This is a genomic window from Bacillus sp. FSL K6-3312 (assembly GCF_038007485.1).
GTDB classification, from domain to species: Bacteria; Bacillota; Bacilli; order Bacillales; family Bacillaceae; genus Bacillus; species Bacillus pumilus.
Map to the genome: position 1 here is coordinate 3,657,758 of NZ_JBBOXI010000001.1, position 25,291 is coordinate 3,683,048.

A 25,291-nucleotide genomic window follows, 5' to 3' on the forward strand; every position below is an offset into this window, starting at 1 on the left:
GACCTGTTCAGTTGGATAGTTATATTCTTTGTCGTTTTCATTGGCGTTGAATCGGCTTATAGAACAATTCATAAAATGAAGCATCGAACTAAATAAAGACGAACAAAAAAGCCCTGCGGACAGGGCTTTTTCTTTGTTCTTTTTTCAATCAATCATTAATGGAGTTGCTTTTTATTCCAGTACGCCTTTTTGCTAACACTAGAAAACCCAATAGAAAAAGTAAACTTGTGGAGAGTCTACTTCTCCTAATGCTTATCCAAAGTATCCGTTTTCTGCGGTTTGAAAATCATTTGAGGAATTTATATGTACATTAGTTGTGATCCCCATTAATAAGGTAAGGCTCAATATCATAACTTTAAAGTGATTCATTAATTACCTGCCCCTTTCTATTCACCACAATTTAGACTTATTATCGCAGATGACGATTTATTTTCCAACATTTATGTAAAAATAAGTAATGTGTAGCATGTCATATGTTATATGAATTACTCATTTTCCCTCTTAGAGTCAGCTTGATTTTGCGGTATACCGAAAATTTACATAAATAGCGCATCTGTTCGATTTTAGAATAGTTAGACATGTTAAGGTATTGTATATAATTGGTTTTATAGGAATATGAAGGGGGAGTATATATGGGTGGTTCTATCACTTATGACGAGGTTGCGATCAAACTAAATGAATGGTATTCAGCCATCAAAAAAGATCAAATAACTGATGCTGAATTTTTAAAAGCGGATGTTAAACGACTCTTTGACAGTATGGAGGAAAATCAAACTGTTTTATTATATTTTAGTCTTCTAGAATTTCGACATGACTTAATGCTAAGCTACCTCAAGCCTAAGTTATCTAGCCAAGAGTTAGATGAATATATGGTTCAGATAAATGAGCAGAAACATAAGATTGATCAATCACTTCACGAAGACAAAGATCAAATTGAAAAGATGTTAGATTTTTATTTCTGGTTTTTTAAAGGAATGCACGAATTTAGGAAAAAACAATTTGACGAGGCGATCAGTTCTTATAAAAGTGCTGAAAAAATTCTTGTGGATGTTGAAGACCCTATTGAAAAGGCTGAATTTTACTACAAGTTATCAGAAGTGTACTACCATATAGACCAGTATCAAATTTCTGTCATGTTTGCACATAAAGCATTGAGTCTATTTATAGAACAACCATTAATGCAAGAAAAAATAGCCTGGTGTTATTCAGTCATCGCTGGAAATTATCTATCTAAGCTACAATATGCTGATGCACTTACTTACTTTGAAAAATCCCATTCTTTTGCACAGCAGACGAAAAACGAATACCTTATATCCTCTACGATCTTTAACTTAGGCAAGTGTTATTTCCACTTAGAAAAATATACAGAAGCCTTGTCCCATTTTGATACTTCTTGTGAACTTTTTGAAAAGAATGAAACATCACATGTTCCAAAATCCTATTTTAACAAGTTATACACTCTCTTGAAATTAGGACAGGTTGTTCCAGCAGCCGAAACTTTTGAGAAAGGGGTCTCGGCGGCCCAACAACTGGATGACATAATTTATGAAGCAGAAATGAAATTTTTATATTGCCTTTATTTTCAATCTAAGACACCAAATGCGATCACAGAGTTAAAACATTGGCTTGATACCCTACAAAGCAAAAATCTTTACGAAGATGTGTATCAACTAGCTTTTGAAGCTGCACGATACTATAATAGAAGTGGGCAGTTGGAAATTGCTGTCGTTTTTTATGAAAGAGCTCTTGAAGCAAAGTCGTTAATTCAAGGAGGGGAATTGTTATATGTTGAAGAGTAAAATTTTTGTTCCCATCATGCTTGTAACTGTAGCATTAGCGTTACCAATTTTTCATTCTGCTGCTGTCTCACATGAAGTGGCTGACAAAGTGATTACATCGAGTGTAGGGAAAGAAGCTGGAAATAAAATATAAGATCAAAGAAAAGGTTCTGTGACTGGCTGCTTTGGTAAACAGCTTAAATCAGTGGTACGATATTGAAAAGAACCCTGGTTATTCATTAGGGTTCTTTCATCATCTCTTTCAAGGGGGAAAAACAAATGTCTTTCTGGCTACTGACAACTATCCTTACAGTTATTATACTAGGCGTTTCTTTAATCTTTAAAAAAAACCAGTCATCTTTCCAGTATGGATTTCCAGCAGTTTTAATGATGGTAAGTATCATCTTATTGCTCATAAGCTTTTTTGTGGGAGGATGGGAAGGTTTAGGGTTAGGAGCGATCAGCGTTTCTTTGTTAGTTTCATCAGTTATCACTTTAATTATTACAAGCATTTTGAGTTATTTTAGTGGTATGAAACAAAAATAAAGCTTATGTTTGTGGACATAAGCTTGTTGATTATGCTTTTTTATAGCGAATATACATGTCTCGAATAATTTTTGTAATTACAGAGGTGCACATGCATAAAAAAGTCACCACCCCTACCCAATACATATTTGACATGTCAAACCCAGTATAGGCAAATATAAAAATGGTTGAAGTTATAAATGTGATAGTTAAAACCACATGAACCTTCTTAAAGATTAAATAGCCAATAATCCCCCAAGCCAAATACAACAATGGCAATGTGAATAACACAAGCCTCATGGGTTCAAGATAATGTAAGTTGATTTACTCCACGCTCCTCGTCAGTTATTTTACAACTTCCAAGCTTGTCATTTCCCAATCTCTATCAGATTTTAGAGATATCTCTTTAGAGTCTTTGCTTTCAATATTATATTCAATAATTCTGCCAATAACTCCATCCTTATCTCTATCAAACATTCTTACCAATGCATAAATTTTGCCGTATAAAATCTTGACCTCTTCTAAACGTTCGTCATCTGATTTAAAATTAAGTGGAATTTTTTCAGAAGATATCTCTTTGAAGTCTCTGTTAAACATTTTAACTTCTCCTTCATGGGATATTATCGTAATTTGTAGATATTGAACCCCTTATCCATTACGATTTCTCTTTTCTTATCGAGAGTTTCTTTGTTGATTATAATTAACATAGAATTTTTCTTACTATCGACATCATCATTTACAGCAATCATTAATTCTTTATTGTTTAAATTATTTAATGATTCATTGTTGTCAGGATAAAAAACAGAGTCAATGTCCAGTTTCTTTCTTTTAGTCTTATGACTTTTTGGGTCTATAGAGGATAATATGATATGTTCATCATTGTTCAAAATGGCATATATTTTTTTATGGTCAAATATAGCTGTCCTCAATTCTCCGTTGAATTTGAGTTACTCTTTACTTCCGCTGTCTTCTTCCCAATAAACTAACTCTCCTGCTAATCCACCTTCTACATAGCCAACGTTTATATCATGTAGAACATAGCCATTAGAGTAGTTAATAAAAAATGCTCCCTCGTCTTCTGTAGATTTTGAAAGTGATTTTGTTTGTAGATGGTTTACCTTGCCATTATTCTTATCTATCGAGACATGATAATTAGACCTATTAGATGAGAAGTACATATTATTATCACTCTGAGTAGACGAAGTAAATCCCACGCAGTCTTTTAATGACACGCTTGATAGCTTACTCCCTATATCGTTATAGTTTACTATCTCGCATCCCCTATTCATCATCTTTGAATGAATTACAGCAAATTTACTATCTTTCATATTGCTCAGCTCTCCCTTAGAAGAGTCTCCCACAGCCTCCTCTTTCTTTGAACATGCTGTACATATTAATGCTATGGCACAAGCTGATAAAAGCAACTTAAAGTATTTCATTCAATCATCTCCTTTTAATTTTAAACAAGCAAAGCAATCGGGGAAATCCCCGACTGCTTTCAACTTACTTTTTTTTATGATAAAAAATCTTCGTGTTGTTAGAGTTTACTAATTCCATTGGGGACACGACTAAATCGTTTTTATAATGGTCAATATCGTGACCTTGATTTTTCCAAGCTCTCCAAGCTAATTGAGAGCAATAGAATTTTTTGTAGTTTTCTTGTCAAAGAAGTTCAAATTGTATGGCTTCTTTTTGTCTTAGAAAACCAAGACAATGTCACCCTGTTGCATCTATCCTATTAGTCTTTTTAGAATATGTCACTTGAAAGGTTTGGGTTTAACCTTCAATTCCCCGTTCCTTTTCCAACAATGGAACGCTGTAATTGTATTTCTTTCATTGGGCATGTACAAACACTTCCTCTGCGCTTTTAAGGAAAATAGAGGTTTACTCACTGCACAAAATAAAAAGAAGCAGGCTATCCCTTCCTGCTTCTTTTTCGCTCTTCTTTAGCTTTAGTAGTAATATTTCAACAGGTTGATTTCTACCTATACAACCTCATGATTCATCTCTTTTTTCTTGTTTGACATTTCCTATTTTTAATCGACACCTTCTCTATCAATTGTGCAGGCGGCTGAAGAGCTCCCTTATTTATAGCATTGCGCTGTTTCTTGTACTTATCAACCGGAAAATTCAATTTCACATCATACTGATCATCACTTGTAGGAGTCGTAGACGTTTTCTCTACTTGTTGAGCAGATCATTGAGCTGCTTCTCTTTGTAAATGCCATGTTTTTAGTTTAAGCTTTGTTTCATTTCTGCCACTGATCGAGATTGATTTATTTCCCGGGGAAGGAAAGTAACGAGCAGTCAATACTTTTCGGCCTCCATTTACAAAAATCTCAATTGACGATGCATCGATAAAGATGTGAAGGTCGTGTAATTCCTCTATTGCTACTTCTCGAACTTCTTTTGATCGATCTTCAAATCGATCTCGCTCTAGTGTCAGTTTGCCCTCACCTTTATCATAAATGATACGGGCTGCCGCTCGAATACAGCATTCAAACCCTTTTTGTGTATCAATCTGATCAATGAATAACTCTGCGCTCGTAATATCATCTACAGGAATCGATTGGACGGAGCGTTTGATATGGAAAACATGCTCCTGTTCGTTGGTTCTCATCGCCTGGAGCTCAGTGACTGGCTTTTGAATCAGATGTCCGTTATCATCTAAACGCAGCTCTCTCGGAATGGTGAGGCAGTGTATCCATTGATACGAAATCGTTGGGTGATGCTCTTCTCCTTGATCAGGCACTCCCATCCATCCAATTAAAATGCGTCTGCCTGATTCGTCTAGAAAGGTTTGCTGCGCATAGAAGTCAAAGCCTCGGTCCAGCTCCTCAAACGCTCCGTGCGTATATTGATAAGTATGGTCATCCAATCTCCCAACAAAATAGCCTGATTGATGTGTATTATGATATTTTAAGCCATCCGGCTCGAGCCCCTGCGGCGACACAATCAAGACATCTCGGCCATCTAATTCAAATAGATCTGGACATTCCCACATATAGCCGAAATCCTCTAATCCATTTTTCCCACTGCCTGCAATGATGCCTTGAAACGTCCAATTGTCTAAAGTATCAGAGGTAAACAAGACAAGATTCCCTTTCAGGTTCAGGCTTTGTGCACCTAGAACCATGTACCACTGGCCATTTCGCTTCCATACTTTCGGATCACGAAAATGGGCGGTGAATCCTTCTGGTAGCGTCGCCACGACACCTTTTTTCTGAAAATGAATGCCATCCTCTGAAACAGCTAAACATTGATACGTCTCGCGGTTTCCTTGTTCATCGCGAACGTTGCCAGTGTACATCACATACATATGTCCATCGTCAATGACTGCACTGCCAGAATAACAGCCGTTTTGATCAAACCAATCACTTGGCGCAAGGGCGGCTTCCTCGTGCTGCCAATTTACTAGATCTGTCGATGTGTAATGGCCCCAAAATTTTGCGCCGTGACCCGTTTTGAATGGCTGCCACTGATAAAAAACGTGGTAGACCCCTTTCCATTGAATCAACCCATTCGGGTCATTTAAAAGACCAACTGGCGGCATTAAATGAAAATGCTGGCGATACACATCTTTTTTCACCAAATGCTCATAGTTTCGAATACGTTCTGCTACCTTTTGACGAAGTGCTGCGTCAGTTGTTGTCATGACTGTGACCACTCCTTGATTATTTTTCGACTTCTTTTACTTTGAAGATGATGGTGAGGGTAAATGAAACAGCAACAGCGATTAACATACCAATCACATAATTTACCACATTTTGCACACCAAATGGCGCTGCAATCGCAATCATCGGAATACCCGTTAAACCATAGGCGTTGGCTGCTACCTTTGTGAAGACAACAAATGCCCCGCCTAATGCGCCTCCGATCATCGCGGCAATAAACGGCTTACGATAGCGGAGGTTGACACCGAATATAACAGGCTCGGTAATCCCTAGGAAAGCTGAGAAGGCTGCAGGAAGTGCTATTTCTTTTGTTTTCGCGCGTTTCGCTAGGAAAAAGACCGCCAAGCCTGCCCCGCCTTGCGCTACGTTGGACATCGCCCAAATTGGCAGTAAATAGTTACGCCCAATATCATTCAGCAGTCCTGCTTCAATCGCATGGAAGCTATGATGGACCCCTGTGAGCACAATGAGAGAGTAGGCTCCTCCGAAAATGAGTCCTGCTAAGAACCCTGCATGATCATAAATAAATGTCAGTGCATTCGAAATTCCTGTACCGAGCAATCTTCCAAGCGGTCCAACAGCAATAAACGTCACAAATCCAGTCACAATCACCGTCACAAACGGGGTCACAAGTAAATCAATACTGTTCGGAACCACTTTTCTTAAATTCTTTTCAACAAGACACATGATGTACACAGTCAATAACACTGGAATGACTGTTCCTTGGTAACCAAGAAGAGCAATATCAAAATTGAATAAATGCATATACTCTGGTTTCGCATCCGTCAGTCCCCACGGGTTGAGCAGGTTCGGGTGAATCATAATCCCCCCAATAACGGCTCCTAAATACGGATTTCCACCAAACTCTTTCGCTGCACTGACCCCAATTAAAATGGGCAAAATGATAAAGGCTGCACTTGAGAACATATCAAGCATTTGGAAAATCGCGGAGCTTGGGTCAGCCCATTTGAAGGCTTTCATCATGCCTAAAAGCCCCATTAATAAACCGCTTGCAACAATGGCTGGAATGATCGGTACAAAAATATTTGATAACGTCTTTGCAAAACGTGCAAGTGGATTCATTTTTTGTTTCACTGCTTCATCATGGCTGACAGGTTTTTCTTTCTCGTCGTCTGTCTCAAGGCCGGTCTCACGAGCAAATGGTTCATATACTTTGTTGACTGCTCCCGTTCCAAAAATGATTTGGAATTGCCCCGAGCTTGAGAAAGCCCCTTTCACCCCTTCAAGTTCCTCAATGGCATTTTTGTCAATCAGTTCCTCATCTTTCATCACCAATCTGAGTCTTGTTGCACAATGCGTGGCACTGATGACATTTTCTTTGCCGCCTAATAGTTCTGTTAATTCTTTGGCTGTTTTTTGATAATCCATGTTGTCTCCTCCTTTTTTAAAGCAAAAAAGACCTAAAATTCACTAACGATAAAAGGACATACACGTCCCCTCGTTACGCAAATTTTAGGTCTTGCCTGCCTGACAGTCACAATCCCACGATATCAAGTTTTGATTACGCTTTCATCATAGTATAAGAGCGTGACCTGCGTCAACCTCTTTTTTCGAATCTATTGACCCATATACACTATTTAGAGTAGTGTGCATAAAAAAAAGCCTGCATGCAGGCACAAACACTAAACCAATTCGGCATCCTGCAGACGCTGGACATGCAGCGTGATGTAGCCGATCTCCGATTCAGGGAGATGAAGTTCATATTCATTTTTCAACAAATCAGCGAGTCCACGTGCACACTGGTAAGCCAAATCATACTTTGTTTGGATAAAACTCAGCATGTCATCGTCCATGATTTGAAATGCCTCATTTGATTCCAACCTGCCTAATGCATACCTCAAATGTGTCACAAGCCGCTGATAGGAAATACTATTCTCATCAATTGAATGCTGAAAGTAGCTTTCTATATGCTCGATCATTTCTTTGATCATCGTTGTATATTTCACGGTCTTTTTCATAGACTCCGTATTCATTTTGGCCGTATGAATATGGAGTGCCACATACCCTGCCTCATCGTCCGGCAGTTCAACCCCGAGCCGCTCCTTTACATAACGAATGGCATACTTCCCAATGTCATATTCCTGCTTATATAAGACTTTGATCTCACCAAGCAATTTATTATATAGCACAATGCCCTTTTGAATACGCTCAATGGCAAAGGATAAATGGTCAGTCAGTGATATATGGATATGATCACTAAGCGGCATCATCAGTTCACCCTCCGCATAACTGATGATATGCTCTGCCACCTCAATATGCGCTTCAGGCAATGTCGCAAGAATTTGTTTGAATTTCTCATTTTCTTCACGCACAACAAAGATTTTCTCTATTTTTTGAACGGGAACGACGTCATTTTTCCCCTTCTGAAAAGCAATTCCGGGACCCATCACAATTTTCTCCTGATCACCTTCCTTTACAATCACTGCATTGTTATTCAATATCTTATATATCTTCAAGGGGTATCCTCTCCCACCAGATAACGTTTCTTATGTGGGATTTTACCCTTTTTCATCTCTCATGTAAAGGTAAGAGCGGACCAGCACGCGCCTCTCTCGTTGTCTTCTCATCAAGCATCATCAGACTTTGCTTAAACGGTTTCTCTGACCTGCGCTTCTTGTTCTTTTCTTCTGCCAGCTTCTCTAGCTCTCTCTCTTTCACCACTTGAAAGAAACGTTCATCCACCGCTGCCGCCTGAAAACGTTGCTGCTTCATCATCACACCAGGATTCACAAGCACATTCATCATGAAACCAAACCATACACTCAACCAGTTTTTGAATTTCCTCACTGAACATCCCTCCGCTTTTCTTAGAATCTAGCAGTTCTAGCAAAACAACTGCTCCTATCATATCCCGAGAAAAAAGAGAGATTTGTCACAATCTGGGTGAAAAAACAAACTAGTTTTCAGAAGTTTTGTTGAAAAGTGCAGAAGTTCATCATGTAAGTGGATGTTTGAATAAAAATTTTATACACACTATATCCAAAAGATAAGCACACCTTATCAACAGGGTTTATCCACATATCAACACCCCATTACTAGATTTTGTGTATGAGATTTTTTTGTTTTCCATATATGTATCTAAATAATTGAGTTATCAACAGGAGTTTGTGCATAAGTGAGACTTTATAAACAAAATAGTTCTTTTTGACTATGTAAAATAAGACCATTTTAGTAAAGGAATTGTTTTCAACGTATTGAATACTTAATAACGGGCAGTGAATCTTTCCTATTTATCCACAAAAAGAAAGGCTATCTCCCTAAAAACACAGCTAGAAAGGGGAAAATTAATGAAAAAGGTCATCTCTCGTTCTTCTGTTCTATTGTTCTCCACTATTTTTATTTTATCCACATTCTTTACAGGTCAACAGGCTAGTGCCGCTCCATCGAACAAACAGGTGGAACTGGAAAAAGCAGAAATCTTCGGTGAAATCAATGTCAATACTAGAAAACACACCACTGTCATTGTTGAATTAAAGGAAAAATCCTTAGTTGAAGCCAAACAAGAAGGCAAAGCACAAACGAAGGCCTCCCTCAAAAAATCTCGAACAAAAGTAAAAAATGAAGCACTCAAAGAAATTGATAAAGCGAGTGTTCGTCAAGAATATGAAAAAGTCTTCTCTGGTTTCTCTATGAAACTTCCTGCAAACGAAATTCCGAAGCTGCTCGCAGTTGACGGAGTAAAAGCCGTTTATCCGGATGTTACATATCAAACAGATGAAGTGAAAAAAGAAAGCATCCAGCTTCCAAACGAAGATGTCTCCCCCCTTATGGATAAAAGCGCTCCATTTATCGGTGCCCCAAAAGCTTGGGATGCCGGCTACTCTGGAAAAGGGGTAAAAGTCGCTGTCATTGATACTGGAGTAGACTATACCCACCCTGATTTAAAAGGAAACTTTGGTTTATACAAAGGCTATGATTTTGTTGATAACGATTATTCTCCGCAAGAGACTCCTAAAGGAGACCCTAGAGGCGAATCAACAGACCATGGTACACACGTCGCAGGGACAATTGCTGCCAATGGACAAATTAAAGGTGTCGCAAAGGATGCAATGCTTCTTGCCTACCGTGTACTTGGACCAGGCGGGTCTGGGACAACTGAGAACGTCCTTGCAGGCATCGACCGGGCTGTTACTGATGGAGCAGATGTCATGAACCTCTCTCTCGGAAACAGTGTGAATAACCCTGATTATGCCACAAGCATCGCACTCGATTGGGCCATGTCTGAAGGCGTTGTCGCTGTCACATCGAATGGAAACAGTGGTCCGAACAGCTGGACAGTCGGATCTCCCGGCACGTCAAGAGATGCCATTTCTGTCGGAGCAACTCAGCTTCCGTACAGCCTTTACAATGTAAAATTCCCGAACTATTCTACTGCAAAAGTGATGGGCTACTACCAAGAGAGTGATTTAAAAGCACTTGACCAAAAACAAATCACACTCGTCCATGCAGGTATCGGTGACGAAAAAGCATTTGAAGACATCGACGTGAAAGGAAAGGTTGCCGTGATCGAACGAGGAGCCATTGCCTTTGTTGATAAAGTCGACAATGCAAAAGCTGCTGGTGCAATCGGCGTTGTGATGTATAACAACACCGATGGAGAAATTCCAGTCGATGTACCGGGACTTGCTCTTCCAACGATTAAGCTTTCAAAAGCTGAAGGAGCGGCGCTTGTCAAAGCCATTGAGGCTGGAAACAATACAACAACTTTCTCCATTCAATTTGTCAAAGAACTTAGTGAGCAAGTCGCTGACTTCTCCTCTCGCGGACCAGTTGTTGATACGTGGATGATTAAGCCTGATTTATCAGCGCCAGGCGTCAGCATTGTGAGCACAATCCCAACGCATGATGCTTCTCAGCCTTACGGATATGGCTCAAAGCAAGGGACAAGCATGGCTTCACCGCATGTGGCTGGGGTTGCAGCGATCATGAAGCAAGCAAAACCATCGTACTCAACAGAACAAATCAAAGCATTGCTGATGAATACAGCAGAAAAACTATTTGACGCAAACGGCAGCCCATTCCCTCACAACACACAAGGGACAGGCAGTGTTCGCATCATCGAATCACTCCAAGCGTCATCTATCGTTTCTGATGCGAGTTATTCTTACGGCACTTTCTTGAAAGAAAAAGGCGTTCAAATCAAAACGAAGAAATTCAAGGTAGAAAACCTTTCAAAAGCACCGAAAACGTATACCATTGATTACAAATTCGATGGCAGCGGCATCAGCACAAACGGAACGAAAAAAATCACTGTCAAAGGGAATTCCACTGGGTCCTTTACTTCCGCGGTACAAGTGAACTACGGTAAAACCAAAAAAGGAACCTTCCAAGGTAGCATTACCCTTCGCGAAAATGGCAGAAAGGTCACAGAGATTCCGACTTTATTGATTGTAAAAGAGCCTGATTATCCTCGCGTCACTTCGGTTGCTGTAGAGCCGGATAACCGTGCTGGAAGCTATGTCATTAGCAGCTATCTGCCTGGCGGAGCTGAAAACCTTGCATTCCTCGTCTACTCGACAGATGGAGAATATTTAGGTGAAGCAGGTGTTTATCAACATGTTGATAAAGGAGAACACCGCGTAAAATGGAATGGCACGATCAATCAAGGTCAAAAGCTCGAACCTGGTGAGTATACAATGCTTGCGTATGCCAGTTTGAAAGGGAAATCCGACACTGTTCAAACGAAGGAACCTTTCGAAATTCACCCTGAATAAACGTGAATCACAAGAAAAGCCTTGCATGAGCAGATATGCTCATCAAGGCTTTTCGATCATATATGGAGGAAAGAGAGACTGATGTTGATATTGCTATGGATCGTTTCTTTTTTTACTGCTTTTTTTCTAACGATCACCTTGGTGTATTTTCTCACCCTTTTACACGCGACACATCCTCGTCCTGTTCATCAAGCATGCGAGCTGACGGTCTATGTGTCCTTCATTTACCCGCTTAGTTTGCTGGTGACAGCCGCGTTTATTTTCATCATGATGCTCCTCTTCCCTCTCTACTGGCTGCGTGGACGGTAAACAGACATACATACGTTATGCATCAAAGGCTTCTTTTAATAAACGATACGATGTGAGCCGGTCTTGCATGCGGTGAGTGATGGTCACGGCGATCACTTCATTTGTACGATAAGCCTTCGTTAGTGCCGTCAGCTGCTTTTTCACAGAAGATGGCGTTCCAACCACCATCCTTTGACGATTGGCAGCCACTCGTTTTTGTTCATATGGACTATAGGAATAAGCCTGTGCCTTTTCATATGAAGGAAAGCCCCCAAGGTTTTGCCCCTGTTCATTGGCGAGTAAGGATAAATCTAAGCTGACTGCCAGTTTTTCTGCCTGTTCCTCTGTTTCAGCACATAAAACGAAGACCGCCAGACTGACGCGCGGCTCATCACCGAATGCTGAAGGTTCAAACCGGTTGATATATTGCTCTACAGAATCTTCTCCGCCTTCGCCATTGATAAATAGAGCAAACGTATAGCCTGCACCTGCTTTCGCCGCAAGTCTTGCACTTCCTCCAGAGGAACCAAGCATCCATACCTCTGGTGCAGTCTCTACCTTCGGAGAAGCGGTTAAATGGGGCAGCGGGTAAAATTCATCCGCTAGGTCGTGTAAATAGACCTTCAACTCTTCTACCTGCTCAGGATATTGATCACCTAGACGTTTTCGTTCACCATGATGAAGAGCTATGGAGGAAATGGGCATACCACCAGGAGCACGTCCAATTCCAAGATCGATTCTGCCAGGAGCGAGTGCTTCAAGAACCCTGAAGTTCTCTGCTACTTTATAGGCACTATAGTGAGGCAGCATCACACCGCCTGAACCAATACGTATATGTGACGTAACGGCTGATAAATGACCGAGAAGCACCTCTGGACTCGACCCTGCAAGCCGATTTGAAAAGTGATGCTCTGATACCCAAAAACGGTGATAGCCCCAATTCTCTGCCTGCTTTGCCAATTCAACCGTTTGCTTCAAGGCTTCAGCAGGTGTTGCATCTCCAATTAAAGGAGATTGATCCAGTATACTTAATTTCATCTTACTGCACCTCTTACAGAAATCCCCCTCTCTCCATCGAAAGGGGGATGTCTTATTTATTTTCGATTAAAGCCCTTCTCTTTCACAAATTCTCCAAGGAAGGCACGCTTTGGCTGACTAAAGCCGCGAAGCATCTGCTTAGACCAAGTATCTGTTCTCTCTCCGTTTGTTCGTTCTTCATAATATGATGAAATACGATCATCGTATTCTTTTAAATAACGATCCACATGCGCTTCATCTTGCTGATATGAATTTTCATGATAAATGAGTTCAACTGGCAGTCGTTCCTTTTGTGACGATTGACTCGCTGGATGTCCGACAACCAGACCAAATAACGGCAGCACATATGATGGCGTTTCAAGCAAATCAGATACTTCTCTCAGTTGATTACGCAGACCGCCTATATAGCAGATCCCAAGTCCCATTGATTCTGCGGCTATACTCATATTTTGCGCAGCGAGCGCCGTATCAATGACGCTAATGAGAAAGGCTTCTGTATTCTCAAGCGCCTCCTGATGATTCTTCCCTGCTTTTTTTGCAATATCATCATGGCGTTTCAAGTCTGCACAAAAGACAAAGAAATGCCCATTCTTCTCAACGTATGGCTGATTTCCAGCCAGTTCAGCAAGCTTGGCCTTCTTCTCCTGATCTGTCACACCAATAATACTGTACGCCTGTACATAGCTTGATGTTGAAGCGGCCTGTGCACTTTTAATGAGTGTCAGCACCTCTTCTTCGGACAAACGCTCGTCTGTAAACGAACGGATGGACCGATGATTTAATATCGTTTCTATCGTTTTGTTCAATTCGAAGACCTCCTTCACTTCTACTATCATAAGGCAAAGACATATGGCTTTTCAAAAATTAAAACTCGAATGAAAAAAGACAGTCTATGCTTAGACTGCCCTTACCCGTTTTATTTAAATAAATAACTTTGGTATTTCGTTAATTGAACACTTGCATTATAAGCAATCCCGAATCCAATGAGAACAGATAAAACAGAGCTTCCTCCGAAGCTGATAAATAGGAGCGGAATCCCTGTTACAGGCATTACGCCTATGTTCATTCCAATGTTCTGGAACGTATGGATCACAATAAGTGCTGTATATCCTACACAAAAGAATGACGCAAATCGGCTATAAGGATGGATACGATCAATCAGCACGACAAGCCGGTAGATCAAGAAGAAGAACATGATCACAACAAACGCACAGCCAATAAAACCAAAGGCTTCTCCTATAATGGAGAAAATCATATCTGTTTGTGCTTCTGGGACATAGACTTTTAAGTTTTTAACCCCATTCCCAAAAATCTGTCCAGCACCAATAGCCATAATGGCCTGGTCTACTTGATATTTATCAGACCCAGACGCATCCTGAGTCTGCGCTTGATTGGCTGACGTTGAACTATCAGGTAGCCAAGCGGTAATCCGGTTAATCTGATACTGCTGAATACCAATTGTTTTCGCAACATCAGGGAAAAGTATGATCACGGCTAACACAGCGGCAACTAAAAGCACAACAACGGAACCGATGAGAGAAATCAGCTTCCAATTGACCCCTGATAAAAACACCATCACAACGACAATAAACATACAGACAGCTGCCGTACCTGCATCCTGTAAGAAAATCAATCCAACTGGAACAGCTGCTACACCGGCAATTTTTAATAGTAGGAAGATATCGTCTTCTAATGTCCGTTTTCCTCTAGGGCTTGACTTGCCGATGACAGATGCAAGCATCATAATCAAACCAATTTTCATGAACTCTGAAGGCTGAAGTGTTCCAACCCCTGGTATCACAAACCAGCTTTTTGCACCATTTTTAATTGGAGCAAAATCATGACCTCCGATTTGTGCAGGAGCGACTTTCAGAAAAAGTAACAGCAGTATGCCGCCTATAAAAATATAGAGACTTAGCTTCTCTAATTGCTCCAAATCAAAGTAATTTATGGCTACAATACATATAACTCCGACCATGTAGTAAATAATCTGTCTGGTCCATGCATTAGATCCATACTGCCCAAATTGCCCCGCAGCATAAATCGCAATGACACTGATGGCAAAGAAGGCTAAAAATATAAAAATTAAATCCCCTTGATAGTACGGAGATGTATTCTGCTTGTTCATGAACTAACCACCCTTATTACAAAACATAAAAGCCCTTATTTATATTAGATTGAATTTTTCACAAAAGCAACTCACCTTAAATATGACGGAAGATACATCCGAAAGGTTCCAACCATTTTTCAAAAAATGAAATACTTTTCATCCTAACAATAGGAAAAAATCCCTCTATACTCTTACCATTCAACCGATCACGAGTTCTTTTAAAAGACTATTTTACAGATATTAAGGGGAAAATTCAATGACCTATGTGGCGATATGACAAGCAATTATCAAGTCAGCATAAGTTTTATGGACAGAAAAGGAAAAAACTACTCTACGGAATAAGGCCCATTTTCCAATTATTGAGTTTACTTCAAAGTCAATTGTGGTATAATACTTGTAACAAAATGTTCACAATATCTCCTAAAAACAGACACAATTGCATCCTGACCTCTCATTTGAATTGAACATCAACTTACAAAGGAGTTGGATACGATGGATATGTTCTTTGCGTACCTATGTATTGCAACGGCTACACCCCTGTTTTTATGGCTCGAAAACAGAAAAATTGCACTAGCTTCTATTCCACCCATTATGATTATGTGGATTTTCTTCGGTCTTTACATGACAAGCAGTTTATCTCCAGCAGGACATACCTTCATGATCGCATTCTTTGCCATTAATGTCATTTTGGCACACATTGCAGCGTTCCTCATTTATGGACTTCCATTCATTCGCAAAAGATTCAGCAGCACCAGATAAATAACACAACATCATGATAAAAACCACTCACCTTTGAGAGATGAGTGGTTTTTTATTATTTCTCTGAATGCTCAGATTGCTTTGGTGCAGAAGGTGAATAACCGTCTTTGCTGTTCTCTCCGTGGCTGTAGTGAGCCGCAAAGATCCAAACAGATCCGATAACGAAGATAATCGCACAAAACAGACCAAACAATGTATTTCCGACTTGAACAGTTCCGTTCTCGCTTTCTGTCATGTGCATAAACATGAATAGCTGCAAGAACGCTTGAATGAAGGCAAAACCAAAGATAATCCATAGTTTTGCAGAACTGCCAATTTCAGCTCCAATGGCAATCCAGAATGCTAAGATGGTTAGCACGATGGATAGGATGAAGCCAACTACGTGTTTCCAAGGGAAGTGTTCGTGCTCTGCTGAGGAATGTGTTTTTCCAGCCATATCACAAAAGCCCCCCTAATCCGATCAAGTAAACAGCTGTGAAGATGAAAATCCATACAACATCAAGGAAATGCCAGTATAGACTTGAGATAAAAATCTTCGATGCTGTTTGTGGAGTTAATCCACGTTTTTTAATTTGGAACAAGACCCCGGTAATCCAGAAGATACCGATGGATACGTGTAATCCGTGAGTTCCTAAGAGTACAAAGAATGCAGACCAATACGCACTTGTATGAATGCTCGCACCCTCATGTACATAATGGAAGAACTCGTAAATCTCAAACCCAACGAAGCCTGCACCTAGAAGCAGTGTGAGGATCGTCCAAATGACAACCCCTTTTGTACTTCCACGGCGCATTTCATGAACGGCAATCCCGCATGTAAATGAACTAACCAATAGCAGGAATGTCATGATCAATACAAGCTTCATATCAAACAGCTCAGCTGGTAAAACGCCGCCAGCTGTTCTGCCATGAAGAACAAAGTAGGTCGCAAAAAGTGTTGAGAATAACACGATTTCCGCGCCAAGGAATATCCAGAAACCAAGGATGTTTAAACGTCCCGTTTCAGACTGATATTCAAGCGGTGCATTTGCATAGCTGCTATCATTATGTCCCATTACTTCTGCGCCTCCTTATTCTTTTTCTCTGTTTCAATCACTTCTTCAACAGGAATATAGTAGCCATCGTCATATTCAAATGAGCGTAAAATCATTGTTGCGAATACACCGATTAAGCCAATAACGCCAATCCAGTACCATTCAAATACAAGACCGAATGCACCAAGTCCGAAGAATGCAGACATGATAAGTGGTCTGCCTGAATTGTGCGGCATGTGAATTTTCTTGAATTCTTTTTCAGGATGAACGTCTACATTGTTTTGCTTCCAATGATGGAATGCATCTGGTGTTGTCACTTCTGGAAGTGCTGCAAAGTTATAATGCGGCGGAATTGCAGAAGATGTCGCCCAGTCAAGAGTACGTCCCTCTCCCCAGCTGTCTCCAGACACTTCACGTTTCGCGTGTCTCCAGCTGTAGTAAATGTTGTAGCAAAGGATGATGAATCCGACACCCATCATAAATGCACCAATTGTTGAAATAAAGTTTAGTGCAGTCCAGCCATCTTCTGGTCCATACGTATAAATACGTCTTGGCATTCCTTGCAATCCTAAGAAGTACTGCGGGAAGAAACAGATGTTAAATCCGATCATAAATACCCAGAAGAACCATTTGCCGATTCTTTCGTTTAACTTGTAACCAAACATTTTTGGATACCAGAAAACAAGACCAGCAAAACAAGCAAAGACAGTACCTGCGATTAATACATAGTGGAAGTGGGATACAAGGAAGTACGTGTTATGGTACTGGTAATCCGCAGCTGCCATCGCAAGCATAACCCCAGTGACACCACCGATAACGAAGTTCGGGATGAAACCAAGTGCCCAAAGCATTGGTGAAGTAAAGCTGATACGGCCTCGATACATCGTAAAGAGCCAGTTAAAGATTTTCACACCTGTTGGTACAGAAATTGCCATTGTTGTAATCGAGAAGAATGAGTTAACCGCTGCACTGTTCCCCATTGTAAAGAAGTGGTGAACCCACACAAGGAAACTAAGAACAGAGATTGCCACAATCGATACAACCATCGCTTTGTAACCAAACAACTGTTTTCTTGAGAACGTCGCAAAGATTTCTGAGAAAATACCGAAAGCCGGCAGGATCACGATATATACCTCAGGATGTCCCCAAATCCAGAAAAGGTTCGCCCAAAGCATTGGCATACCGCCTGCTTCGAGTGTAAAGAATGCAGAACCGAATAAACGATCAAATGTCATAAGTGCTAAAGCAACTGTTAGTACAGGGAATGCGAATACGATGATGACAGACGTGATCAACGTTGTCCATGTAAACATTGGCATACGCATAAGCGTCATACCTTTTGTACGCATTTTTAAAATGGTCACCATGAAGTTAATACCAGTCATAAGTGTACCAATACCTGCAATTTGGAGCCCGAGCAAGTAATAGTTCTGTCCAGGTCCTGGTGAGAAATCATTTCCGGCGAGCGGCATGTAACTCGTCCAGCCTGCACTTGGTGATCCTCCAATGACGAAGGAAATGTTGAACAGCATCGCTCCGACCATAAATGTCCAGAAGCTCAGGTTGTTCAAATAAGGGAATGCAACGTCACGTGCACCAATTTGAAGAGGTACAACGACGTTGATTAAACCAATTAAAAATGGCATCGCCATGAATAGAATCATGATCGTACCATGCGTTGTGAAAATTTCATTATAGTGGTTGGAATCTAAAAACGTATTATTAGGAAGCGCCAGCTGTGCGCGCATCATCAGTCCGTCTACCCCACCGCGGAAGAACATAATCACAGCAGCAAGGATATACATGATCCCAAGCTTTTTATGATCAACTGATGTTAGCCATTCTTTCCAGAGCCATTTCCACTTTTTAAAGTAGGTTAAAACAAACACGATAGCAATGGAAGTAAGAGCGATAGATATTTGCGCACCAAGAATTAATGGGTCTCCAGTTACAAAAAACTCATCCCATTTCAAATGCATAACGGCCTCCTCCTTTCCTTAGTCAGTTTATTCATTATCTAGTTTTCTTTTATAGTTCTTCACATTCTCGAAAGGATCTGTTTTGGAATGCGGAGAAACTGATTTGTAACCTAAACGTTTGCGTGCTTGGAGTGCGTATTCAGAATCCTCTCCATGCTTCGCAAAGGATAAATGTGTTGATGAGAATGTCTGCACATCTGCAGCATCAGGAAGCATCAAGTAGTCATACGTTTTCTTCGTTAACTTTGGTGCTTCTTTTTTCGTTTTGCTTACCCATTTATCATAGTCAGACTGCGTCATCGCATTGACTTTGAATTTTTGCTGAGCAAAGCCCTCGCCTGTGAAGTTGGCGTTTCTTCCTTGATATGTGCCAACTTGATCAGCTTGAAGATATTGTTCCATCTCCATTCCAGCCATCGCATACTTCTCCCCGCCTAGCTGAGGAATCCATAGTGATGCCATTGTATCAGCAGAAGTGATTTTGAATAAAACCGGCTGATCTTTTGGAATGTTTAAGTAGTTCACTGTCTCAATATTTTCCTCTGGATAGCTAAAGATCCATTTCCAATCAACAGCTGTAGCATAAACGACAAGAGGATCTTTATGGCTTGTTGCTTGAGGTGCCTCTTCCAAAGAGTAAATTGTTTTTACAGTTGGAACTGAAAGGGCAGCAACGATTAATATTGGGATCACTGTCCAGACAACTTCTAGAAGCGTGTTCCCGTGTATTTCTGGGTTATAAGAGGCGTTTCCAACGTCCTTACGCTCGCGGTATTTAACCAAAATGATGGTAAACAGTACAAATACCGCACCAACGATAAAGAGCATGAATCCGATGGATAAAAGGATTAAGTCTTTTTGTTGTGCTGCGACAGGTCCTTTAGGATCTAAAACAGCGATATTGCTGCAACCTCCTAATACAAAAACACTCACGAGCATCGCTAATAAAAGCATAGGTTTAATGGCTCTGAACAAGAAGATCACCATCCTTCCTTAGATAATGTATAAATTGCTGAATAATTGTGAAAAGCCATCTGCCTTCGAAAACTTTTCTTCCCTTTGTAATGCTATCAAAATCTGTTACAGTTAGCTTCCCTTTTTTCAAAAGTTCATTTATTTTTCAACAGATTTCTATTAAAATGTCATAAATTCGACATAAATTTATATTATTGCACACACAATAAATTTCTAGGATTTTGAAAAGTTGAGAGTTGAAGGCAAAGGACAAACAATCAAGAACTTTGTCAAATTTAGGTTTACCACAATAAAAAAGTTTGGTCAAATTTCAATTTAACTTAATGAAATTTTATCTAGGTAAACAATTTCAAAATAGGTATCCCTACATTTAACAAAAACCTTACTCATTTTAACGCAAGTTCACAAGAAAAGAAAGTATCGATCCTCTGTGTATACGCTGTAAGAATTGGTAATGATGCTGAATTAGTGGAATCTCGCTAAAGACTTCCAGCAAAAAACCGGCTCAGCGCCGGCACTCTGCATTTATTCATCTCTCACTAAGATGTCAGGTCGTCTATAGATCTTCCCTTCATGTTCAATGTCCATGTACGTCCACTTGCCTGTATACGTTAAAAATCGGTTGCCCTCTTTTTCTACAACAATCGTATCCTCTGATTTCAGTCCAGGCAATGAAGGGTTCCATGTAAACACTTGATGAAGCTGAATTTCTTCCTTCGATGAGGGAACAGCAATGATTTCCCTAGATACAAATCCCGTCTTTCCCCCTTGATGAAGCTTTTTCCAGCTATCAGGGAAGCCCTCTTTTTCGTACTGAGCAATACCTGCTTTCAGAACATCTCCTAATGTTCCCCCAGGACGAGTGGCGGCATTCATGACCGTGTCAATTCGTGCTAGACGCTCTTTGTTCTCTTCAAGCTCCTTCGGAAGCTGACCAAAGTAAACAGACCTTGTGACATTCGCAACGAGCCCGTGCCGCTCCGCGCAGAGAACAACAAGCGCGTGCTTTTGAAGAGCTTTATCTGTTGGAATCGGGTGACGGTATTGATGGATCCGGTCATCGGTTGCCAGAAGCAGGACTTCTATCGTCATCCCTTGTGTAATGGCTCTTTGAGCAACAAGCGAAGCAATCTCGTGCTCGGTCTGCCCTGGAACGATTTCTTGACAGACACTTTCTACAATGACCGCTGTTTCATGACACAGTGTTTCATATTGTCTGAGCTGTGAGGCGGTTAGGATCGAGCGAACATGCGACAAATCCGGTTCGATCCATTCGAATCCATCTATTTGAATGTCCGTCCCAATTCGTTTACCTTTTGTGAGTTCTTGAATGTATGGGGTCTCATCCTCATACCAATCCATTGTGACCACTTGAAACGGATGATCGACGTACGCCATTTCCTCTTCAATGATCCGCTTTTCTTCCATTTGATTCACAATGAGGACGAGGTCGTCTTTTAAGACGAGCAGCTGGCACACGCCCTCTGGCGTATTTAACACAATATGATTCCTTCTTCCGCCTGTCAGCCAGGAGAAGTTATTTCGCTTTTGAATCAAAACACCATCAAGCTGCTTTTCTTCCATTAATTCTCTTACTTGTTCAATCATCTAATCACCTGCCTGTTTGAAGTATTTGAATAAAACGGTTAAAAGCTGTTTTCCCTTGCTCAGTTCTTTTAAACACACCTGCCTGCGAGAGAATTCGAGAAAAAATAAAGCCAATTTCTTTTTGTAAAATGGTTTCGGTATTGTCCTCTGTAAAGGTGTTCTCTTCAAGCAGCCGCTTCGCCCAAGCCTCGTGCTTCATGATAGCAGGACGGGCTTTGATTTCTTCAAGTGGACTTTCAGATAGCAAAGCCTCTTTTAATTGACTTATTTCCTCTGCTAATCTACCAGGAAGCACAGCAAGGCCCATGACTTCAATTAATCCGATATTCTCTTTTTTAATATGGTGGACTTCTTCGTGCGGATGGAAAATGCCGTCCGGGTGCTGCTTGTTTGTACGGTTATTACGAAGCACTAAATCTAATTCATAGTCATCCCCGTGACGCCTCGCAATAGGTGTAATGGTGTTGTGAGGTGTCTCTCCTGTATGAGCGATGACCCCCACCACTTCATCTGAATACAGTTTCCACTCATGTAAGATAAAGTCTGCTGCGTCTGCGAGCGACTTCCGCTCATTACTTCGAAGTCGGATCACAGACATCGACCATTTCACAATGCCAGCTCGCACATTTGGAAAGGCTTTGAGAGAAAAGACTTCTTCCATCTCTGCTTTCGCCATCGGAAATTCATGCGCACCGCCTTGAAAATGGTCATGACTTAATATACTGCCTCCGACAATCGGAAGGTCGGCGTTCGATCCAATGAAATAGTGCGGGTATATAGATATGAAGGAAAGCAGTCGTTCAAAGGTCTTTTTGGTGATGCTCATTGGCTCATGTTTGCCTTTGAACACTATACAGTGCTCGTTGTAATACACATAAGGTGAAAATTGCAGAAACCACGATTCATCTGAGAGTGTCACAGGAATAATCCGGTGATTCTGTCTCGCTGGATGGTTGATCCGCCCCTCGAACCCAACGTTTTCTTTACAAAGGAGACAAAGAGGGTATTGCTTTTGACTGAGCTTCTTCGCTTCAGCGATGGCTTTAGGGTCCTTTTCTGGCTTTGATAGATTAATGGTGATCTCCAGCACGCCATCGTCTGTTGGTGTAAACCACTGTACATTTTTGGCGATCCTGCCTGTATGAATGTAGTGGGCATGCTGCTGCATCTCATAGAACCAGCTCGTAGCTGCCTTCGGTCCCTCTTGCTTGCGTCTCTCTTCAAACTTCGCATAGATAACACTTGGAGGAGCCACCAAGCAGCCCATGATTTTCGCATCTAGTAAATCACGATACGTATCTGTCCCTTCAGGAATAATCCCTGTTTCTACTGCCCAATCGAGCATCGGCATTAAGATGTCTTCAAGGTCTTCTTCTCCTGAGACTGTTCTTGCTTCCGCTTCATCGAGCCTGAGTACCTCAAGCAGTCGATTTCTCGTATATTCGATATCTAGTGATGTCATTAGCTCTTTATTGATCCCATATTGAATCAGCTGTTCCAGCTTTTCAAAAATATCAATCGCCATTCCCTCTGTCCCCTCTCTTGCCTGCCTTTACGTTTTATTCACTTTGGTAACCATCTGGATGCTTCTGAAACCAATCCCACGCACTCTGAATGATCGTGTGAAGGTCAGCATATTGAGGTGTCCATCCCAATTCTTGCAGTGCTTTTTCAGAAGAAGCAATCAGCTTTGCTGGATCTCCCGCGCGTCTTTTTGCCACTTGTGCCGGGATGGTATGCCCCGTGACTTTTCTAACAGCTTCTACGACCTGCTTCACGGAGAACCCTGTTCCATTCCCTAAGTTGTAGGTCGCACTGCCTTTTCCAGCACGCAGCCGGTCAACAGCTAAGATGTGTGCCTCTACTAAATCCATCACATGAATGTAATCCCTAATACACGTGCCATCCTCTGTCTCATAATCATCACCATAAATCATCATTTGATCCCGTTTTCCTAGAGCAACTTGCAGAATAATTGGAATGAGATGCGTCTCAGGCTGATGATCCTCTCCGACAAGTCCTTCTGTATGGGCACCAGCTACATTAAAGTAGCGAAGTACCACGTATTCTATTCCATACGCTTGCTCAGACCACTTCAGCATTTTTTCAATGGCTAGTTTCGTTTCTCCATATGGATTTGTTGGGTTCGTTTCATCCGTTTCATCGATCGGCACCCGCTTCGGTTCACCGTATGCAGCAGCAGTGGAAGAAAAGACGATGTGTTTCACATCAAATTCATTCATGACTTGTAGTAAAGCAGTTGCTCCGCCGACGTTGTTGTTATAGTACTTAAGCGGGTCTGTTACACTCTCCCCAACAAGTGAATCTGCCGCAAAGTGCATGACCGCTTCTATTTGATGCCTTTTGAACACCTGTCTTAAAAAGGCGTGATCTCGTAAATCACCCTCCTCTAAGACAGCTCCTTCCAAAACAGCTTCTTTGTGGCCTGTCTGCAAATTATCCACTACCACTACTCGTTCGCCTTTCGCTAAAAGAGCCGCCACCGCATGACTGCCTATGTACCCTGCTCCTCCACAAACTAAAATTGTCATCACACTTCCCCCTTTGTGAGTTCTCTTGCGCCGCCTCCAATTCCAGCTGTGTAAAAAGAGGCTTGAATCCCTGTTTTCTCTTGATATATCGCACCAGTTTCTTCTATAAATGAATCTAGCAGCTCTTCTTTCACGATGCTGATCGTACATCCGCCAAAGCCTGCACCTGTCATACGGGAGCCAATCGTCCCCGGGTGCCGCCAAGCTGCTTCAGCCAGTGCATCTAGTTCAAGTCCTGTTACTTCATAATCATTCTTTAAAGAATGATGAGAAGCCTTCATGAGCCCACCTAGTTCTTCCATTTTATCATCTTTCAGAAAATTTACTGCTTTCATCGTCCGCTCGTTTTCCGTCACGACATGTCTTGCTCGTTTGCGGCAGACGTCATCTTCAATCAAGTGGGCAACCCTCGCAAATTCATCCGCAGTGAGCTCACATAAGTGGGCAATGTCGATTTCTTTCTGAAGATCATTTAAAGCGGATTGACACTCTGCCCGGCGCTCATTGTATTTGGAATCAGCCAGTGTCCGTTTTTTGTTTGTATTGGCGATGACAAGCGCCAGTCCCTCTTGCCGAAACGGACTATATTCGAAGGCAAGGGTGTCACAATTGAGCAAAATGGCGTGATCTTCTTTTCCAAGGGCAATCGAAAACTGATCCATGATCCCGCAATTGACACCAATAAATTCATTCTCTGCACGCTGTGAAAGGAGGGCAAGTTGGACATTTGAAACGCTGAATGAATGCCATTCATTGATGAGAACAGCGGTGACAAGCTCTATGGAGGCAGAGGAAGACAGGCCTGCACCATTTGGAATATTGCCACTGTACACAATGTCAAAGCCTTCTTCTATCTTCATTCCTGCTTCTATAAACTGTTTGAACACACCCTTCGGATAATTTGCCCAGCCGTCCGATTCTACGTAAGCGATTTCAAAAAGATTGAATTCTTTCACACCATCGCGATCAAAGTTCAAGGAATACATTCTCACGCGGCCATCTGACCGCTTCGCACAAGCAGCATACGTCCCGAGAGTAAGCGCGCATGGAAATACATGTCCTCCATTGTAATCTGTATGTTCACCAATCAAGTTCACTCTTCCTGGGGCAAAAAAGTAGCGAAGTTCTTCTCTATCTCCAAATTGCTGGTGAAATGCCGCGCGTAACGTATCGATCATATCCATTCCCCTTTTCTCTTCTGATACTTTTTATTTTAGTTGTCCCAGCAGCATCAGT

Annotated in this window: 23 protein-coding genes and 1 pseudogene; 6 read left to right on the plus strand and 18 right to left on the minus strand. The window is 41.3% G+C overall.

All coding sequences use genetic code 11. The annotated features are described in order from the left end of the window. Positions 1–632 precede the first annotated feature (632 nt). From MHI11_RS19220 to MHI11_RS19230, 3 genes are all read left to right on the plus strand, one after another. A complete protein-coding gene (locus MHI11_RS19220) occupies positions 633–1,799 on the plus strand; it encodes a Rap family tetratricopeptide repeat protein (protein WP_126740956.1) in 1,167 nt (388 codons plus the stop codon). Then, positions 1,786–1,932, plus strand: a complete 147-nt coding sequence (locus MHI11_RS19225; RefSeq protein WP_155758700.1) for a hypothetical protein — start codon at positions 1,786–1,788, stop codon at positions 1,930–1,932. The genes MHI11_RS19220 and MHI11_RS19225 overlap by 14 nt, the downstream gene beginning before the upstream one ends. Before the next feature lie 125 nt (positions 1,933–2,057). Then, positions 2,058–2,324 carry a YesK family protein gene (locus MHI11_RS19230; RefSeq protein WP_044140235.1) on the plus strand — a complete coding sequence of 89 codons (267 nt, stop codon included), beginning with the start codon at positions 2,058–2,060 and terminating at the stop codon, positions 2,322–2,324. A gap of 324 nt (positions 2,325–2,648) precedes the next feature. Here the strand turns inward: MHI11_RS19230 and MHI11_RS19240 are convergent, their stop codons facing one another. The 7 genes and pseudogenes from MHI11_RS19240 to MHI11_RS19270 all read right to left on the minus strand — a co-directional run bounded on the left by MHI11_RS19240 (position 2,649) and on the right by MHI11_RS19270 (position 8,785). Continuing rightward, positions 2,649–2,900 carry a hypothetical protein gene (locus MHI11_RS19240; RefSeq protein WP_231129509.1) on the minus strand — a complete coding sequence of 84 codons (252 nt, stop codon included), beginning with the start codon at positions 2,898–2,900 and terminating at the stop codon, positions 2,649–2,651. Between the two features lie 350 nt (positions 2,901–3,250). Beyond that, on the minus strand, positions 3,251–3,742 hold the full coding sequence (locus MHI11_RS19245) for a hypothetical protein (protein ID WP_340962092.1): 492 nt from the start codon (positions 3,740–3,742) through the stop codon (positions 3,251–3,253). A gap of 64 nt (positions 3,743–3,806) precedes the next feature. Beyond that, positions 3,807–4,000 (minus strand): annotated as a pseudogene (locus MHI11_RS19250) (septation ring formation regulator EzrA); the annotation flags it as partial. A 500-nt stretch (positions 4,001–4,500) separates the two neighbouring features. Continuing rightward, the gene (locus tag MHI11_RS19255; RefSeq protein WP_340962093.1) at positions 4,501–5,958 is read right to left on the minus strand and encodes a glycoside hydrolase family 32 protein; all 1,458 of its coding nucleotides are present in this window, start codon (positions 5,956–5,958) and stop codon (positions 4,501–4,503) included. A gap of 19 nt (positions 5,959–5,977) precedes the next feature. Then, a complete protein-coding gene (locus tag MHI11_RS19260; protein ID WP_340962095.1) occupies positions 5,978–7,366 on the minus strand; it encodes a sucrose-specific PTS transporter subunit IIBC in 1,389 nt (462 codons plus the stop codon). A gap of 254 nt (positions 7,367–7,620) precedes the next feature. After that, a complete protein-coding gene (locus MHI11_RS19265) occupies positions 7,621–8,454 on the minus strand; it encodes a PRD domain-containing protein (RefSeq protein ID WP_106066030.1) in 834 nt (277 codons plus the stop codon). Between the two features lie 52 nt (positions 8,455–8,506). After that, on the minus strand, positions 8,507–8,785 hold the full coding sequence (locus tag MHI11_RS19270) for a hypothetical protein (RefSeq protein WP_044140240.1): 279 nt from the start codon (positions 8,783–8,785) through the stop codon (positions 8,507–8,509). A gap of 500 nt (positions 8,786–9,285) precedes the next feature. On the opposite strand from MHI11_RS19270, the gene MHI11_RS19275 reads away from it, so the two are divergent. Further along, the gene (locus MHI11_RS19275; protein WP_340962096.1) at positions 9,286–11,712 is read left to right on the plus strand and encodes a S8 family peptidase; all 2,427 of its coding nucleotides are present in this window, start codon (positions 9,286–9,288) and stop codon (positions 11,710–11,712) included. 81 nt (positions 11,713–11,793) lie between these two features. Next, entirely contained in the window at positions 11,794–12,021 is a 228-nt protein-coding gene (locus MHI11_RS19280; protein WP_340962097.1) for a hypothetical protein, read from the plus strand. 15 nt (positions 12,022–12,036) lie between these two features. Here the strand turns inward: MHI11_RS19280 and MHI11_RS19285 are convergent, their stop codons facing one another. From MHI11_RS19285 to MHI11_RS19295, 3 genes are all read right to left on the minus strand, one after another. Further along, positions 12,037–13,038, minus strand: a complete 1,002-nt coding sequence (locus MHI11_RS19285; RefSeq protein WP_340962098.1) for an LLM class flavin-dependent oxidoreductase — start codon at positions 13,036–13,038, stop codon at positions 12,037–12,039. A 56-nt stretch (positions 13,039–13,094) separates the two neighbouring features. Further along, positions 13,095–13,844, minus strand: a complete 750-nt coding sequence (nfsA, locus tag MHI11_RS19290; RefSeq protein ID WP_144520127.1) for an oxygen-insensitive NADPH nitroreductase — start codon at positions 13,842–13,844, stop codon at positions 13,095–13,097. A gap of 110 nt (positions 13,845–13,954) precedes the next feature. After that, a complete protein-coding gene (locus tag MHI11_RS19295; RefSeq protein ID WP_106066982.1) occupies positions 13,955–15,166 on the minus strand; it encodes an FtsW/RodA/SpoVE family cell cycle protein in 1,212 nt (403 codons plus the stop codon). Positions 15,167–15,640: 474 nt separating this feature from the next. On the opposite strand from MHI11_RS19295, the gene MHI11_RS19300 reads away from it, so the two are divergent. Further along, entirely contained in the window at positions 15,641–15,907 is a 267-nt protein-coding gene (locus MHI11_RS19300) for a spore morphogenesis/germination protein YwcE (RefSeq protein ID WP_003215279.1), read from the plus strand. 55 nt (positions 15,908–15,962) lie between these two features. On the opposite strand, the gene qoxD is transcribed toward MHI11_RS19300, so the two are convergent. The 8 genes from qoxD to MHI11_RS19340 all read right to left on the minus strand — a co-directional run bounded on the left by qoxD (position 15,963) and on the right by MHI11_RS19340 (position 25,233). Next, positions 15,963–16,343, minus strand: a complete 381-nt coding sequence (gene qoxD / locus MHI11_RS19305) for a cytochrome aa3 quinol oxidase subunit IV (RefSeq protein ID WP_007497818.1) — start codon at positions 16,341–16,343, stop codon at positions 15,963–15,965. Between the two features lies 1 nt (position 16,344). Continuing rightward, on the minus strand, positions 16,345–16,962 hold the full coding sequence (qoxC, locus tag MHI11_RS19310; protein ID WP_034321973.1) for a cytochrome aa3 quinol oxidase subunit III: 618 nt from the start codon (positions 16,960–16,962) through the stop codon (positions 16,345–16,347). Beyond that, positions 16,962–18,920 carry a cytochrome aa3 quinol oxidase subunit I gene (gene qoxB, locus MHI11_RS19315; protein ID WP_003215069.1) on the minus strand — a complete coding sequence of 653 codons (1,959 nt, stop codon included), beginning with the start codon at positions 18,918–18,920 and terminating at the stop codon, positions 16,962–16,964. Before qoxB ends, qoxC begins: the two co-directional genes overlap by 1 nt. A 27-nt stretch (positions 18,921–18,947) precedes the next feature. Next, on the minus strand, positions 18,948–19,904 hold the full coding sequence (gene qoxA, locus MHI11_RS19320) for a cytochrome aa3 quinol oxidase subunit II (protein WP_113754954.1): 957 nt from the start codon (positions 19,902–19,904) through the stop codon (positions 18,948–18,950). 516 nt (positions 19,905–20,420) lie between these two features. Next, positions 20,421–21,503, minus strand: coding sequence for a M24 family metallopeptidase (locus MHI11_RS19325; protein WP_065097784.1), 1,083 nt, complete (start codon positions 21,501–21,503; stop codon positions 20,421–20,423). A gap of 4 nt (positions 21,504–21,507) precedes the next feature. Continuing rightward, on the minus strand, positions 21,508–23,028 hold the full coding sequence (gene galT, locus MHI11_RS19330; protein WP_340962100.1) for a UDP-glucose--hexose-1-phosphate uridylyltransferase: 1,521 nt from the start codon (positions 23,026–23,028) through the stop codon (positions 21,508–21,510). A 34-nt stretch (positions 23,029–23,062) separates the two neighbouring features. Further along, entirely contained in the window at positions 23,063–24,055 is a 993-nt protein-coding gene (gene galE, locus MHI11_RS19335) for a UDP-glucose 4-epimerase GalE (protein WP_340962101.1), read from the minus strand. Next, positions 24,055–25,233 (minus strand): galactokinase, encoded by a 1,179-nt coding sequence (locus MHI11_RS19340; RefSeq protein WP_003214735.1) that lies wholly within the window; start codon positions 25,231–25,233, stop codon positions 24,055–24,057. The genes galE and MHI11_RS19340 overlap by 1 nt, the downstream gene beginning before the upstream one ends. Positions 25,234–25,291: the final 58 nt, after the last annotated feature.